The sequence below is a fragment of the Roseibium sp. genome (assembly GCF_965276855.1).
Lineage (GTDB): Bacteria > Pseudomonadota > Alphaproteobacteria > Rhizobiales > Stappiaceae > Roseibium.
In genome coordinates this window covers 1,339,472-1,354,354 of sequence record NZ_OZ255700.1, presented here as the reverse complement: position 1 = coordinate 1,354,354, position 14,883 = coordinate 1,339,472, and the positions used below count along the sequence as shown (strand labels likewise).

At 57.2% G+C, this 14,883-nt stretch carries 12 protein-coding genes; 8 read left to right on the top strand and 4 right to left on the bottom strand.

Annotated elements, in window-relative coordinates; all coding sequences use genetic code 11:
• Positions 1 to 22: 22 nt before the first annotated feature.
• Positions 23 to 1,156 (top strand): AI-2E family transporter, encoded by a 1,134-nt coding sequence (locus tag ACQY4Z_RS06200; RefSeq protein WP_428527625.1) that lies wholly within the window; start codon positions 23 to 25, stop codon positions 1,154 to 1,156.
• On the opposite strand, the gene pdeM is transcribed toward ACQY4Z_RS06200, so the two are convergent.
• The gene (pdeM, locus tag ACQY4Z_RS06195; protein ID WP_428527623.1) at positions 1,153 to 1,890 is read right to left on the bottom strand and encodes a ligase-associated DNA damage response endonuclease PdeM; all 738 of its coding nucleotides are present in this window, start codon (positions 1,888 to 1,890) and stop codon (positions 1,153 to 1,155) included. The genes ACQY4Z_RS06200 and pdeM overlap by 4 nt on opposite strands.
• Entirely contained in the window at positions 1,887 to 4,388 is a 2,502-nt protein-coding gene (locus tag ACQY4Z_RS06190; protein ID WP_428527621.1) for a ligase-associated DNA damage response DEXH box helicase, read from the bottom strand. The genes pdeM and ACQY4Z_RS06190 overlap by 4 nt, the downstream gene beginning before the upstream one ends.
• Positions 4,389 to 4,465: 77 nt before the next feature.
• On the opposite strand from ACQY4Z_RS06190, the gene ACQY4Z_RS06185 reads away from it, so the two are divergent.
• From ACQY4Z_RS06185 to ACQY4Z_RS06160, 6 genes are all read left to right on the top strand, one after another.
• A complete protein-coding gene (locus tag ACQY4Z_RS06185; protein ID WP_428527619.1) occupies positions 4,466 to 5,500 on the top strand; it encodes a ligase-associated DNA damage response exonuclease in 1,035 nt (344 codons plus the stop codon).
• Positions 5,501 to 5,531: 31 nt separating this feature from the next.
• Positions 5,532 to 5,969, top strand: coding sequence for a DUF4440 domain-containing protein (locus ACQY4Z_RS06180; protein WP_306149424.1), 438 nt, complete (start codon positions 5,532 to 5,534; stop codon positions 5,967 to 5,969).
• 159 nt (positions 5,970 to 6,128) lie between these two features.
• Positions 6,129 to 6,524: a VOC family protein gene (locus ACQY4Z_RS06175; RefSeq protein WP_428527616.1), complete on the top strand. Its 396-nt coding sequence runs from the start codon at positions 6,129 to 6,131 to the stop codon at positions 6,522 to 6,524.
• Positions 6,525 to 6,733: 209 nt separating this feature from the next.
• Positions 6,734 to 7,972 carry an HlyD family secretion protein gene (locus ACQY4Z_RS06170; RefSeq protein ID WP_428527614.1) on the top strand — a complete coding sequence of 413 codons (1,239 nt, stop codon included), beginning with the start codon at positions 6,734 to 6,736 and terminating at the stop codon, positions 7,970 to 7,972.
• Positions 7,972 to 10,089, top strand: a complete 2,118-nt coding sequence (locus ACQY4Z_RS06165; protein ID WP_428527612.1) for a peptidase domain-containing ABC transporter — start codon at positions 7,972 to 7,974, stop codon at positions 10,087 to 10,089. Before ACQY4Z_RS06170 ends, ACQY4Z_RS06165 begins: the two co-directional genes overlap by 1 nt.
• A 120-nt stretch (positions 10,090 to 10,209) precedes the next feature.
• Entirely contained in the window at positions 10,210 to 10,749 is a 540-nt protein-coding gene (locus tag ACQY4Z_RS06160) for a tail fiber domain-containing protein (protein ID WP_428527610.1), read from the top strand.
• A gap of 80 nt (positions 10,750 to 10,829) precedes the next feature.
• Here ACQY4Z_RS06160 and ACQY4Z_RS06155 read toward each other — a convergent pair whose 3' ends face one another.
• Positions 10,830 to 11,480 (bottom strand): TetR/AcrR family transcriptional regulator, encoded by a 651-nt coding sequence (locus ACQY4Z_RS06155; protein WP_428527608.1) that lies wholly within the window; start codon positions 11,478 to 11,480, stop codon positions 10,830 to 10,832.
• 268 nt (positions 11,481 to 11,748) lie between these two features.
• Between ACQY4Z_RS06155 and ACQY4Z_RS06150 the strand changes: the two genes are divergently transcribed.
• Positions 11,749 to 12,594, top strand: coding sequence for a MipA/OmpV family protein (locus tag ACQY4Z_RS06150; protein WP_428527606.1), 846 nt, complete (start codon positions 11,749 to 11,751; stop codon positions 12,592 to 12,594).
• Between the two features lie 59 nt (positions 12,595 to 12,653).
• Here ACQY4Z_RS06150 and ACQY4Z_RS06145 read toward each other — a convergent pair whose 3' ends face one another.
• Positions 12,654 to 14,762, bottom strand: coding sequence for a DEAD/DEAH box helicase (locus tag ACQY4Z_RS06145; protein ID WP_428527604.1), 2,109 nt, complete (start codon positions 14,760 to 14,762; stop codon positions 12,654 to 12,656).
• Between the last annotated feature and the right edge of the window lie 121 nt (positions 14,763 to 14,883).

Sequence of the window (14,883 nt, the reverse complement as noted above, 5' to 3'; positions counted from 1 at the left end):
GGCTGCCGTTGCGAGAGTTCGTATGAGATTCGCCACTTACTACGGCAGGGGCAGCATGACCGATCAGTCTCAATCAGAACCATCCGGTTCTTCTCAATCTAAGCCGGAACCAACCGTTGATGCCCGGGTGATCGACATCGCTATCAGGCTGGGTGTCCTCGGCGTGTTTGCTTATTTTTCCCTACAGCTTGTGGCGCCGTTTTTTGCGTTTCTGCTTTGGGCCGTCGTGCTGACAGTTGCGCTTTATCCCGCCTATGCCTGGCTAACGGGCAAGCTCGGCGGGCGGAAGGTGCTGTCCGCAACCATTCTGACTCTCATCGGCTTAGGCATTGTGATCGGACCGGTGGCGGTGCTGGTGGTCAGTCTCGTCGAAACGCTTCAACGGCTCTACGAGGGTGTGACGTCAGGTGCCATGGCAGTCCCGCCTTTGCCGCCCAAATTGGCAGAGGTGCCCATAGTTGGAGAAAAGATCGCCGAATTTTGGCAGCTCGCGAGCCGGAGCCTGGAGCAGTTTCTTACAAAGATCGGCCCGATGGTGGCGCCGGCCGGCACCAAGATTCTCTCGGTTCTGGCATCCTTGAGCGGCAGCGTTCTCTTTTTCATTGTGTCGATCATCCTGTCCGGATGTCTATTCGTACCGGGGCCTGCGTTGGCCTCTGGCGCCAAACGGTTTGCCGACCGTATCATCGCGCCGCGTGGTGGCGAATTCGTCGATTTGGCAGGCGCTACCATTCGCAACGTCTCGCGCGGCGTGATCGGTGTCGCGGTTATTCAGGGGCTGCTGACGGGCGTCATCCTGATCGCATTTGCGGTGCCTTTGGCCGGACTACTCACCTTTGCGGCGCTTATCCTTTGCATCATCCAGATCGGCCCGGCTCTGGTGATCCTGCCGACAATCATCTGGGCCTGGAGTTCATGGGAGTTGTTGCCAGCGCTTCTCTTCACCGTCTTGATCGTTCCGGTCATGCTGGTCGACAATGTGCTGCGGCCGATCCTGATGTCCCGCGGCCTCGATGTGCCGATGCTGGTGATCCTGATCGGCGTTCTCGGCGGTACACTGGCCTACGGCCTCATCGGCCTGTTCCTCGGGCCGGTGATCCTGTCGGTATTCTATGAGCTGGTCATTGCTTGGGTCAAAGCGGGGGAGGAGGCTTAATCCCCGACAAGTCGCGTGGCTGTGAAGGGGAACAGGCGGTCGTTGCCGAGCATGAACACGGAGTATTTCCGGCGCTGGAAGATCATGCTGAAGGCCTCGTGGGTGACGTTGAGCCCGCCGGTGAGAGCCCCAAAGGCCGGCAAAACCAAGCGGCTGCCATCGGTTACAAAACACGCGCGGCGGATGGAACGGCCGAACCGGCGGACGCGGGCGGCCGGATGAAGGTGCCCGCAAACTTCGCCAAGCGCCGCCGAGGCGCCAATCTTCTCAACCGGTTCATGGCGGAAGGTGAGGGGGCCGATCTGAATTTCATCTACAGTCTCACCGCACAAGCGCACAGGCGCCACCGGGTCGTGGTTGCCGGTCACCCAGATCCATTCCCGGTTCAGCTGCAAGGTTGTGAGCATTGCCCGGTAGGGCGCGGGCAGGCGGTCAGAACCGTCCGCATCGTGAAAACTGTCGCCGAGGCAAATGACCCGCGCAGGGTCGAAGGCATCCATGACGGCGGCCAGCTTCTCCAGTGTGGTTGCCGTATCATAGGGCGGCAGCATGATGCCACGGCGGGCAAAACTGGAGCCTTTTTCAAGGTGAAGATCGGCAACGATAAGCGTTGCTTCGTCCGGCCACCACAGAACACCGCTGTCATGAAGGCCGACCAGCTGACCATTGATCTGAATGTCATGACACACGGGCGCAGCGGTATATTTGCGCAGGTGTGACGTGAGTGCACTCATTCCATGGCCTCCAGCAGCAGTTCCGACGCGGCCTCCTCCAAAAGGGAATCCATTGCCTCGCCATAGACAGGTTCCTTACCGATTTCAAGAAGGACCGGCACGGCGAGTGGAGACACGTGCTCCAAAGCAGTATGCGTGATTCGTCCGCGGATTCTGGCGAGAAGATCGCCCAATCTAGAGATATCCAAAAGTCCTTCGGCGGCATCGTTCCAGGTTGCCTGCAACAGAATGTGATCCGGTTCGTGACTTCGAAGAACATCGTAGATGAGATCCGTCGAAACGGTCACTTGCCGTCCGGATTTCTCCTGACCCGGATGGCGGCGTTCAATCAAACCGGCAATCACGGCGCAGTTTCGGAAAGTCCGCTTCATCAGGCTGGACTCGGCGAGCCAGGCATCAAGGTCATCCCCGAGGATGTCTTGATCAAAAAGCTCCTGTAGCGGGATTTTTCCGGAGGAAAACAGAAGTGACAGATCGCCAAGCCCCCATATGGCCAGGGCATAGTCGTTGGCGACAAACCCCATTGGCCGGGCGCCCATCCGCTCCAGCCGTTTGGTGAGCAGCATGCCGAGGGTTTGGTGCGCGAGCCGTCCCTCGAACGGATAACAGATCAGGTAATGTTTGTTGGACCGTGGGAAGGTCTCCACCAGAAGACCATCGCGGCTTGGCAGGACGGACTTGTCCTGTTGGATTTCAAGCCAGTCACGGACTTGACCGGGCAAGGCTTTCCAGGTGTCCGGAGCAGCAAGCATCGCACGCACGCTCTCCGCCAGATAGGTCGAGAGCGGGAATTTTCCGCCCATGTAGGATGGGATCATCGGATTGTCGGTCTGCGCGCGGGAGACATAGGCTTCATTCTCCCGAAGCCCTTCGAACCTCAGAACTTCCCCGCCGAAGATGAAGGTATCGCCCGGGGCCATTTGCTCGATGAAATACTCTTCGATCTCGCCAAGCACCCGTCCCCCGCGGCCAATTGGTGTCCGCCGGCCGGCCGCCTTTGATTTGACGAGCCGCACTTTCAGCATCGGGGCTTCGACGATAGTGCCGACATTCAGCCGATATTGCTGGGCAATCTTCGGATGAGCGATCCGCCACAGACCATCCTTGCCCTTCCGAAGCTTGGCGTACTGCTCATAAGATTTCAGCGCATAGCCGCCGGTCGCAACGAAATCGAGGACCTTTTCAAAGGTTTCCCACTCCAGCCACCGGTAGGTTTCCGACGAGCGGATTTCATCAAAGGCCTGTGCCGGATCAAGGGGATCGGCGCAGGCCAAGCCAAGCAAGTGCTGGGCCAGCACATCCAGAGCGCCTTTTCGGAGCGGCGGTGTGTCCTGATCGCCTTTTTTGGACGCTGCGAGTGCTGCCTGGCACTCCAGAACTTCGAACCGGTTGGCCGGGATGAGGACGGCCTTGGACGGCTCGTCCATGCGGTGATTGGCCCGGCCGATCCGTTGGGCGAGACGGCTGGCGCCCTTGGGCGCGCCGATGTTGATCACGAGATCGATGTCGCCCCAGTCAATCCCCATGTCGAGAGAGGAGGTGGCCACCACCGCCCGCAACTGGCCGGAGGCCATGGCCGCCTCGACCTTGCGCCGCTGACCGACATCCAGGGATCCATGATGAAGGGCAATCGGCAGCGTGTCTTCGTTGATCCGCCAAAGCTCCTGAAAGACGGCTTCCGCCTGGCTGCGGGTGTTGACGAAGAGCAACGAGACGCTGTGCTGTTTGATCAGCTGATAGATGTCGCCCATGGCATAGCGGCACGAGTGACCCGACCAGGGCAAGCGTTCTTCAGATTCCAAGATGGAGATATCCGGCTCAGCGCCGCCCTTGACCTCCACCAAGGAGGACAGGGCCCGGGTGCCGTCCAGCGGCTGTCCGACCAGATAAGCGCGCAGGTCATTGGGTTCTGCGACGGTCGCCGACAGACCGATCGTCCGCATCTCAGGCGCCAGTTGCCGCAGGCGTGCAAGGCCAAGCGCCAAGAGATCGCCGCGCTTGGACGTCACGAGTGCGTGGAGTTCGTCGAGGATGACCGTCCTCAGCGATGAGAACAGCTTTTCAGAAGCTGGATCTGACAAGAGCAGTGCGATCTGCTCCGGGGTGGTTAGCAGGATATCCGGCGGGTTTGTCTTTTGCCGCTGCCGCTTGTGGGACGGGGTGTCGCCGGTCCGGGTCTCAATGCGAAACGGCAGGCCCATCTCGGTGACCGGTGCTTCTAGGTTCCGCGCGATATCGACGGCAAGTGCCTTCAGCGGAGAGATGTAGAGGGTGTGTATGCCGCCGGCCTGACCGGGTTTGCGCTTGCCGCGGTCTTCCAGTTCCACAAGGCTTGGCAGGAACCCGGCGAGCGTTTTGCCTGCCCCGGTCGGGGCAATCAGCAAGGTGGACTGTCCACGGCGCAGATGCTCAACCAGCTGCAGCTGGTGCGCCCTTGGGCTCCAGCCGCGGGATAAAAACCAGGTCTGAAATCGGTTGGGAAGAAGCGCTGCGTCCATATCGACCGTTTTAGGGAGTGTCGCATGAAATTGCGAGGGCGCTGGTCTTTCAAAATACGCGGCCTATAGTCCCGTTCATGAGCGAGCTCCTGACCCTCACGCCCGAAGGCCTTTATTGCCCGGAGGCGAAAGCGCATATCGATCCGGTCCGTCCGGTCGAAAAGGCGATTATCACACATGGTCATGCCGATCATGCACGGGCCGGGCATGGTGGGGTGCTTGCAACCGGGCAAACCCTGGACATCATGGCGATCCGCTACGGCAGTGACTTTTGCGGTCAGGCGCAGGCCATCGGATATGGCGAGCAACTTACCGTCGGCGGCGTCAACGTCTCACTGCATCCGGCAGGCCACGTGCTCGGGTCAGCACAGGTGCTGTTGTCTGCACAGGGGGAGCGCACGGTGGTGTCCGGTGATTATAAACGGCAGGCGGATCTGACATGCGCGCCGTTCGAGCTGGTGCCATGCGATACATTCGTAACTGAAGCCACCTTTGGCTTGCCGGTTTTCCGCCATCCACCTGCACAACAGGAAGTCGCCAAGCTTCTGACGTCTCTGGAACTGTTTTCATGCCAGACCCATCTGGTCGGGGCTTACGCCCTCGGAAAAGCCCAACGGGTGATCGCGGAACTCCGAGCAGCTGGATATTCAAAGACCATCTATCTGCATGGCGCGCTGGAAAAGCTTTGCGCCTATTACAAAACCCAGGGTGTGGATCTTGGGCCCTTGGAACTTGTCGGACGCCGCGGCAAGGAGCTGCAAGGCGAAATTGTCATGTGCCCACCGGGGCAGTTGAGTGATCGCTGGTCCCGGCGGTTTGGCGATCCGGTTGCCGCGATGGCGTCAGGCTGGATGCGGGTGCGTGCAAGAGCACGCCAGCGAGGGGCGGAGCTGCCTTTGATCCTGTCGGACCATGCGGACTGGGACGATCTCTGCCGGACCATCTTGGAAACAGGCGCCGAGCGGATCTGGGTGACACATGGAGCGGAAGAAGCTCTTGTGCATTGGTGCGAATTGAATGGACGAAAGGCCCGTCCCCTCAATATGATAGGCTATGATGACGGCGAGGGGGCAGACGATACCCAACTGGATGCAGTTGCGGATGCCTCCTGATCCGTAAAGGGCCGGAGTGCAGGAGGCAGGCATGGCAGACAATAGCGACTTCCATCAGGCCGGCGACGAAGACGGCACGAGCCAAAACGGCAATGGTGAAGCCGAAGAGGCCATCGCACAGCTGTTCGATGACTATCAGGCCGGGTTCAACGATTACGACATGGAACGGATCTGCGACTGTTTCGCGCTGCCGGCTATCATCTGGCAGCATGAAAAGGGCCATGTCTTCAACGATGACGAAGAACTTATCGAGAACATCGAAGCGCTCTTGAAAGCTCTTGAAAAAGAAGGTGTCAGCCATTCCGATTTCCAGGTGGTCTCCAGCCATGTTAGCGGACCGACGGCGCTCGTGACCCTCGACTGGTCCCAAGAGAGTGCCGATGGAGAGGCCGTTTTTGAATTCACGTGCCACTACCAGCTGATTCAGGACGGCCAGGACTGGATGATTGCCGGGATCGTCAACGAATAACCCCGCGCACCACTTTGCAGTCGATGGATACAGGTTCGCGGTCCCAGTCTTGAGCGGGGACCAACCAGTCGCCATTACCTGATTGATTGACCAAGAAGCCCAGGCGCGAAGGTTCGGGGGCTTTGGGCGATCTGATATACGCTGAGATGAAAGACTAGTATGGCAAAGATGATCCACTCGATGATCCGGGTGAGCGATGAAACCCGGTCGGTCGATTTCTACAAAAGAGCCTTTGGACTGAAGGTTGCCGGGCGCTATCCGTTCGACGGCTTTACCCTGATTTACCTTGCAAATGCGGAAACAGGGTTTGAGCTTGAACTCACCACCAATGCATCCCGCACGGAGCCTTATGATCATGGCGACGCTTACGGTCATCTGGCCTTTTCGGTCGCGGATATTGACGCCGAACACCAGCGTCTTGCGGGACTTGGATTGGCGGTCGGTGACGTCAAGGACTTTGCATTTGAGGGCGAGCCCTTCGCGCGGTTCTTTTTCCTGGAAGATCCGGACGGCTACAAGATCGAAGTTCTGCAGCGCTTCGGCCGGTTTCAGTAGGGCCTGGGGTCGGAACCTGCAGCGGTTTTGTTGCGTAATAAGGCCCATCAAATACAACCTTTAAAACCTATCATAGGTAGTGGCTCGGGGCGTGAATAAGTTCGGCTTGCGGATAAAGTAGCGGGAAATACTAAATGTAAGCGCTTGCATAATACATCTTTGGGTATATGCTGGGTCAAAAGAACAGGAGCCGGCATTCCGGGGAGGACATGCTCTTTCGCAAACAGGCAATCGAAGCCAAGCGAACAAGACTGTATGGTGATGTGCTGATCGTCACGCCAGTCGCGTTCAAGGTTATTGCCGTCTTCCTGTTCGCAATCCTGGTCGTCGTTGGCCTATTCCTTGGCTTTGGGAACTTTGCCCGATTGGAGACCGTGCGCGGCGCAGTCATTCCGTCCAACGGTATGATCCATGTGAGGCCCGCCAGCTCGGGCTACATCACCGATTTTGCTGCCCAAGAGGGAGAATTTGTCAGAGAGGGGCAGGAGCTGGGCAGGCTGGTGGTTGCGGACGCTGCCACAGATGATGGCTCCGAAACGGCGGCCCGGCTTGCAGCTCATGAGCGGCAGATCTCCAATCTCGATGATGAGATCATAAAGATGAACCAGCTGAATCAGGTGAAACTTGAAGACCTGAGGGTTCGGACAAGCGACGCACAAATCGCGCTGGAAAACATCAAAAATCAAATCGCCATTCAAGAGACCTTGGTTGTTGAGCTCAAAGGCTCCTTCCAGCGCGCGTCCGATCTCTCTGCGCGCGGGCATGTTAGCGGTGAGACGCGGGATGTTCGCAACATCCGCTTGTTGTCCGGAAAACAGGACCTGCAGCGCCTGTTGAGTGATCAAAATGATCTGGAAGCGGAACTGCGGAAATTTGGACGGGCGCGTTCGGAATTGATTGCGCAAAACGCCCTCGATATTGCACGGCTAGAGGCGCAGAAGGAAAAACTGCTCGCCGAAAAAGACATCTTTAAATCGAAGAAGGTTTTCAAGATTGTCGCGCCGATCAGCGGACATGTGACAACGGTTTTGGCCTCTAGAGGCGCTGCGGTCCGCAGTGAGCATCCGCTATTTTCCATTCTGCCGGAAAACAGTGTCTTGCAGGTGGAACTGTACGTGCCAAGCCGAGCAATTGGTTTTGTCGAAGAAGGACAGGCAGTCCGGATCCAGTTCGATTCATTCCCTTTTGAACGCTTTGGTGCGCAGGCGGGAACGGTCCGGTTGGTCACACAATCGGTTCTGTCAAAGAACGATCCGAGTGTCCTCGTTCAAACGGGCGAGCCTGTCTATCGGGTGAATGTCGATCTCGCCTCAAGTGAAGTGTCCGCTTACGGCCGATCCTATGCCATCCAACCGGGAATGCTTCTGAGCGCCAATATCATTCTTGAAGATCGTTCGATCCTCTCATGGCTTCTTGAACCAATGATAGCTGTTGCGAGGAGAAGCTGATGGCAAGCGAGGCCCTATCAAATCTCCAGTTTATTGGCGGGCGCTCCTTGCCGCTGATCCGGCAAAATGAGGCGGCAGAATGCGGCAATGCATGCCTTGCAATGGTTGCGAGCTATTACGGATTCAAGACAGATATAGCGTCCCTTCGCCGGCGGTTTCCGACGACAGCGCAAGGCATGACGCTTCGGACGCTGGCCGACATGTCAAACAAAATCGGCTTGGCAACTCGGGCTCTGAAAGCGGAAGTTCCGGACCTCAAACGTGTGCATTTGCCGGCGATTTTGCATTGGGATTTGAACCACTTTGTCGTCTTGAAAAAACTTACAAAGAACCGGGCGGTCATTCATGATCCGGCGCGCGGCGACCTGACACTCGGCCTTGAAGAGTTTGGCAATCATTTCACCGGGATCGTCTTGGAGCTGATGCCTGCAACCGGGTTTCAGCGAGCCGATGAGAGAAACAAACTCGCATTTACATCTCTGTGGAGCAGTATGCAGGGGTTGGGCGGTGCCCTGACGCAGGTTTTGCTTCTGTCTCTTGTTCTGCTCGCCTATACGATTGCCGCCCCGCAATACATGCAAATTACAATCGACACTGTGCTCCCCAGTCTCGATAAGGACTTGTTGATCACCCTGGCCTTGGGATTCGGGCTATTCCTTGTGATCAACGTTGTTGCAAGCGTGCTGCGTGATTTGGTCATCCTCTATGCGGGCAGCAAGCTGGCGTACCAGATTTCCATCAATCTGTTTCAACACCTAATACGCCTTCCCTTGCCCTTTTTCGAGCGCAGGCACATTGGAGATATTGTCTCCCGGTTTTCTTCGATCGAACCAATTCGGCAGTTTTTGACCAACGGTGTTGTCGGGGGCGTGGTGGATGGACTTATGGCGCTTGTCACCCTTGGCCTGATGTTCGCCTACAGCCCCAAGCTGGCGGTCATCTCTCTGGTTTCCCTTGCGCTCTACGTGGCCTTGCGTCTCGCGATGTTCCGGCCATTTCGGACCGCATCGGAGCGTGAAATTGTTTCAAGAGCTGCAGAGCATACGAATTTCATTGAAACCGTCCGCGGCATTCTCAGCATAAAGGTTTTTTCTCAGGAAGATCAGCGACAGCAACGCTGGCATAATCTGCTCGCAGATGCGGTCAATCAGAGTGTGCGCGTTCAATTCCTGACGATAGCTTTCAATTCATCGGCAGTTTTGATCCGCGGCCTGGAGCAGGTCATAATCATCTACCTTGCAGCGATGATGGCGATCGATGCGGCCATTACGGTTGGGATGATTTTCGCTTTCATGGCCTATCGCGGCCAGTTTGCGGACAACACAGCAAGGCTTGTCGAACTCATCATCGATTTTCGGATGCTCGATCTGCATCTTGAACGCCTTGCGGATATCGCGCTTGAAGAAGGGGGCGAAAGCGGGCATGGCACGTTCAAAATAAAACAAGGAAAATGCGAAGCGTCGAATTTGTCGTTTGCTTACGACAACAGTGCGCCTCTGTTGTTTCAGAATGCTTCATTTGTCATCGAGCCGGGCGAGAGTGTTGCCGTGGTCGGGCCATCCGGTTGCGGCAAGACAACGCTTCTGAAAATCCTCATGGGCCTGTTTCAACCAGTGTCCGGTGACTTCAAAGTTGATGGAAAAACAATTCAACAGATCGGAAATGCAAATTACCGGAGCCAGATCGCTGCGGTGATGCAAGACGATCAGCTGTTTTCAGGAACTGTGGCCGAAAACATCGCCTTTTTCAGCAGCGAAATTGACATGGGGCATGTGCAGGACTGCGCGAAAAAGGCGTGCATCCATGAAGACATAGCTCGGTTGCCCATGGGCTATGAAACCTTTATCGGAGACATGGGGGCCGTGTTTTCGGCGGGACAGCTTCAAAGATTGATGCTCGCCAGGGCCCTCTATCAGGAGCCCAAAATTCTGTTCATGGACGAGGGGACAGCCCATCTGGATGTGGAAACAGAAAGAGCAGTCAACAACTCTATAAGAGATTTAGGCATGACGCGGATCATTGTCGCACATCGTCCCGAAACAATCGAAATGGCGGATCGTGTATTAATGATTGCAAGTGAAACAATTATTGAAGTTGTAACTGAAAAACAGAAATAAAATTCCGAATAATGTGAATGAATTCAGCTAAAAGTGGCGTCTCGGACATTGACAATCAGGCAGGAAATTGCAAAATGTAAGCGCTTGCATGCGCGCCAATATTTCACCTGGAGTGAACAAATGACCGAAGTATCTACAATGAGAGAGCTTACCCTAGAAGAGTGCGATCAGGTTTCTGGCGGTGTCGTTCTGCTTGGTGTGTCAGTCGCAATAAGCAGCCTTGTGGCCCTGAAAATTGGGATCAACACGGCAACTGCGATGGCTGGCATTATTGCAATATTGGACAATAACGGGCTCTACAATAGGGACTCTCTTGAGCAGATCGCAGGCAGCACGCAACACGCGCACAGCAATGGCGGCGGCTTCGGGTCCGACCGCCGGATTAAGACAGACGTCCAACTGATCGGTCATCTCGACCCTCTCGATTTAGATGTCTATTCCTGGGAATACACGAACGAACCAGGTACCCGCTATGTTGGTGTAATGGCACAGGATCTTCTGGCGCGCGAAGATCTCAGCCATGCAGTGTTCGTTTTCGAAGACGGCCCGCACAAGGGTTTCTACGGAGTTGATTACTCAGCACTCGGAATGACCTGTGTCCGGGAAAGCGAATTCGACGGTAACGTCGATACCCTGTTGGTGACCGCGATCGCAGCCTAACGCGCAGCAAGCAGCGATTACAGTCGCCGACGGCCCCGCCGAGCAGCCCGAAAAGGACTTGGCGGGGTTTGCGGTGTTGATCAAGCTTTTTGCGGTGTGAAGACGTTGGGTGTGGGCCCATTAGGACGTAAACAGCCCATGATGCTGCCGGCCAAATGGGTCTTCACAAGGTCCGGATCCTGAACAACCTGACCATCTTTGATTGCGGCGTGCAGCACAGCCGGTATGAGGTTGCGGATCACAAATCCGGCGGTCTTCAGATCTGGCGCGCTGATTTCGCTTTTTCGGATTTCCAGGAACTTGGTCGCAGCCAGATCAATCTTTTGATGAAAGCCGTCGGGATCTTCTGAAAGCGTTTGGGCCGGTGTCTGTTCGTCAAAAGCCGCGTTGAGCCGGGGCGCGTTCAGGTGCACCTGGAAATTTGCGTCGACGATTTTCCGGATGGCGTCAGGCAGGGACAGGTGATCCGATGTTGCCATGGCCGTTTCAACGGTTTTGAGGACGTGCGCACGATGCGCAAATCTCAGTTCTAAAATGAGCGCGGCCTTGTTTGGAAAGTACTGGTAGAGTGATCCGATGCTGATCCCGGCGCGCTCGGCGATCATGTTTGTGGTCGCGCCATTATAGCCCTCTTCACCGAAGACTTGCGATGCAGCCTCCAGGATAAAGTCGACCATGAGGCGTGAACGTTGCTGCTTGGGGCGCCGCCTGCGCGTGCGTTCCAAATCCATCCGTAAAATACCCCGTTGTATAACCGGCGGACAATAAGAGGTCCGGTTGAGTCAAAAGTGTGACCGAAACGCGAGCTGGTCTGATGCATAATCCGTCGACAGTTTAGGTGGTCCGGAAAAAGATCTAAAATTCATATAGTTAATTAGGTTGATCTTGCGGGGTCGGGCCAATTCCAAATCCGAAAACGCGAGTTTTTCAACAAGCTCCAACGCGTCACCTTCCACGTGCCAGCCGATCCAGAACGGCGGCTCAATGGAGGTTGTGATAGTGCGAATTTGCTTTGGACGCTCCCCGGGAGCGGTTGTCATTGTTGCGATGGTGTGTTGCGCGCCGGCAGTTGCCTATGCGGATGAACGTGGACGTGGTCGCTTCGATGAGCAGACCGCGAAAGCTCAAAGTGGCATTCATGGTATTTTGGCGGTTGGAGTGGCCGCAGAACCTGAATTTGAGGGCGCTGCCGAGTACCTTCCTATCCCCCAGGCCTATGCCCACATCACCGCCTTTGGATTGGGTCTTGAAATTGAGGGGCCGGATGCCCGGCTAAACCTGCTGCCACACGCGGCTTTTCAGTTTGGTCCGGCCGTTGAGTACCGGATGGGCCGGGACGATGTGGCAAATGACGTGATCGACCGTTTGGAGGCAATCGACGGCGCCTTCGAAGCAGGTGGTTTTGTCACCTATCAATTCAAGTCCTTGATGGCGCAATCGGATGTTTTTGAAATCTCGGCCGAGTTGATGGCAGATGTTTCTGGCGTTCATGAAGGCGTGATCGGCAAGGTGCGGGCTGGGTACTGGTTCGCGCCCAGAGAGCGGCTGCGGGTTGGGCTTGAGACCGAAGTCGGTTTTGCGACTGACAATTACATGAACACCTATTTTGGGGTGTCAGAAGCGGGTTCGGCCCGCTCTGCACTGGCCGCCTACACCGCTGAAGGCGGGGTCAAGGACATTGGTGTCCAGGCGACCATGACCTATCAGCTCACAGATCGCTGGGGGCTGGTCGGCCGGGCGTCCTATACGCGCCTTCTGGGGGACGCGGCGGACAGTCCCATCGTTAAGGACGAAGGGTCGGCAGACCAGTTCCGAGGTGGCGTCGGCTTGTCGTTCAGGTTTTAATTTTTTGGTTTGATCGTAGGAGAAAAGAAAAGGCCCGCTGATGCAGCGGGCCTTTGGTCTTACTTTGTCCGGTCCGCTTTGCGTTGGGCGCGGGACGGCTTGTTTTTCTTCGGAGCTTTTTTCTTCGCTCCAGATGGTTTGGCGGACGCTTTTGGCTTGCCCTTGCGCGGCCCATCGCCGTCGGCATCGCGGGGTTTGCGAGCTTTGCGCGGTGCGTCGCCGTCATTGGCGAGGGCTTTCATATCCAGCGGTTCGTAGGCTGGATGATGAGGGGCTGCATCGTCATCGTCGCGGCGGCGTTTCTTGCCGCGCGGGGCGTCGAAGTCACGCTTCGGACCGCGCTTTGGCTTCAACGTGTCTTCACGGCCCATGTCCTCGTAGTCGGGCGCATCGCCGCGGCGCGGGCGCCGGTTTTGATAGCCGCCCCGATCACCGCGGTCCCCTCTGTCGCCGCGGTCCCTGGGGCCACGATCCCGGTCACCGCGCCCACGATTGCCGCCACCGCGGAAGTTGTCTTCCTTCGGTGGTTGCGGCATCTGGCCGCCGCGGGCGTCCAGCAACTTGATGGTGACGTTTTCCTCGCCCGTGCCTTCACGCTTGACGGTGCTGTTAAAGCGTTCGCCATGCTTGCCGGAGATCTCGAAATAGAGCTCGTTCTGGAAAATCTTGATCGCGCCGACTTCCTTCTTGGTCACATGACCAGCCCGGCAAATCAGCGGCAGGATCCACCGTGGTTCGGCGCGCTGGCGGTGGCCGAGCGACAGCGAGAACCAGACACCATCGTCGAAGTTGTTTTTGATCTCGGCGCTGCGCCCACCGCGGGACCCGGCATCGCGGCCCTGCAAAGCGGTCTCATTCAACTCCGAAACATCTTCAGGCGCCGGCAGGCGCGACTGGCGGAGCTTGACGAAGGCGGCTGCCAGTTGCTCTGGGCTGTGCAGCGCCAGAAGTTCCGTGGCGATGACGCGCTGTTCGTCTTCCAGCTCTGTGGTCAAAACAGGATCTGCCAGAAGGCGTTCCTTGTCCTTCGCCCAGATCTCGTCGGCGGTCGGTGCGCCCGTCCAGGTCGCTTTGATGCCGGCAAAGTGCATCGTGCGTTCGGCCTGGCGGCGGCGGGGGAAGGGAACCATCAGCACACAGGTGCCTTTGCGCCCGGCGCGGCCGGTCCGGCCCGAACGGTGCAAGAGTGCTGCCTTGCCGGTCGGCAGGTCCGCGTGGATCACCAGGTCAAGGTTCGGCAAGTCGATGCCGCGCGCGGCAACGTCGGTTGCAACACACACGCGGGCCGTGCCGTTCTTCATCGCCGTCAAGGCGGCTGTACGCTGCTCTTGGCTCAGTTCGCCGGAAAGCGACACGATCGCAAAACCCCTGTTGGCAAGGCGCGCGGTCAAACGGCTGACGCCCTCACGGGTGGCGCAGAAAACGATCGCCTTTTCCGCTTCATGCAGCCGCAGCACATTGATGATCGCGTTTTCGCGCTCATTTGGTGCAACCGGATGGGCAACATAATCGATGTCGCCGTGCTGTTCGCGGGCATTGATTGTCGACAGGCGGACTGCATCTTTTTGAAAGCGTTTTGCAAGTTCGGCAATCGGTTTCGGTACCGTGGCCGAGAACATGAGCGTGCGTCGGCTTTCCGGTGCGGCATCCAGAATGAATTCCAGATCCTCGCGGAAGCCCATGTCGAGCATCTCGTCGGCTTCATCAAGCACAACAGCGCGGAGTTCGGAAAGGTCCAACGCGCCCCGTTCAATGTGGTCGCGCAAGCGGCCGGGCGTTCCGACAACAATGTGGGCACCGCGGTCCAGTGTGCGCCGCTCCATGCGCGGATCCATGCCACCCACACAAGAGGCGGTCACGGCGCCGGCTTCGCCATAAAGCCAGGTCAGCTCTTCCTTGACCTGAAGCGCGAGTTCGCGGGTCGGGGCGATGGCGAGTGCGATTGGGGCACCAGGTTTTCCAAGCGTTTCTTCTTCGCCCAAAATGGTTGAGGCGAGCGCGAGGCCGAAAGCTACGGTCTTGCCGGAGCCGGTCTGTGCGGACACAAGTAGGTCGGCGTCAGCAGGCGCTTCGGTCAGAACACTTTCTTGAACGGGAGTAAGGCTTTCATAGCCACGTTTCGCCAGCGCGGCTTTCAGCGCCGGGGCGAGCGACATCAATTCGGTCATTGGATTCTTTCGACTGCTCCGGATCACCTGCGTGCCAATCAGCAGTCTACCGGACCGGGCCATCACCATGCAGGCCCTTGTGGATCGCGGCTTATACAGGCTTATCGCAGGGACGTCCACC

Coding starts and splice junctions, on each gene's coding strand:
- ACQY4Z_RS06200 (WP_428527625.1), top strand. CDS start 23: ATGAGATTCGCCACTTACTACGGCAGGGGCAGCATGACCGATCAGTCT.
- pdeM (WP_428527623.1), bottom strand. CDS start 1,890: ATGAGTGCACTCACGTCACACCTGCGCAAATATACCGCTGCGCCCGTG.
- ACQY4Z_RS06190 (WP_428527621.1), bottom strand. CDS start 4,388: ATGGACGCAGCGCTTCTTCCCAACCGATTTCAGACCTGGTTTTTATCC.
- ACQY4Z_RS06185 (WP_428527619.1), top strand. CDS start 4,466: ATGAGCGAGCTCCTGACCCTCACGCCCGAAGGCCTTTATTGCCCGGAG.
- ACQY4Z_RS06180 (WP_306149424.1), top strand. CDS start 5,532: ATGGCAGACAATAGCGACTTCCATCAGGCCGGCGACGAAGACGGCACG.
- ACQY4Z_RS06175 (WP_428527616.1), top strand. CDS start 6,129: ATGGCAAAGATGATCCACTCGATGATCCGGGTGAGCGATGAAACCCGG.
- ACQY4Z_RS06170 (WP_428527614.1), top strand. CDS start 6,734: ATGCTCTTTCGCAAACAGGCAATCGAAGCCAAGCGAACAAGACTGTAT.
- ACQY4Z_RS06165 (WP_428527612.1), top strand. CDS start 7,972: ATGGCAAGCGAGGCCCTATCAAATCTCCAGTTTATTGGCGGGCGCTCC.
- ACQY4Z_RS06160 (WP_428527610.1), top strand. CDS start 10,210: ATGACCGAAGTATCTACAATGAGAGAGCTTACCCTAGAAGAGTGCGAT.
- ACQY4Z_RS06155 (WP_428527608.1), bottom strand. CDS start 11,480: ATGGATTTGGAACGCACGCGCAGGCGGCGCCCCAAGCAGCAACGTTCA.
- ACQY4Z_RS06145 (WP_428527604.1), bottom strand. CDS start 14,762: ATGACCGAATTGATGTCGCTCGCCCCGGCGCTGAAAGCCGCGCTGGCG.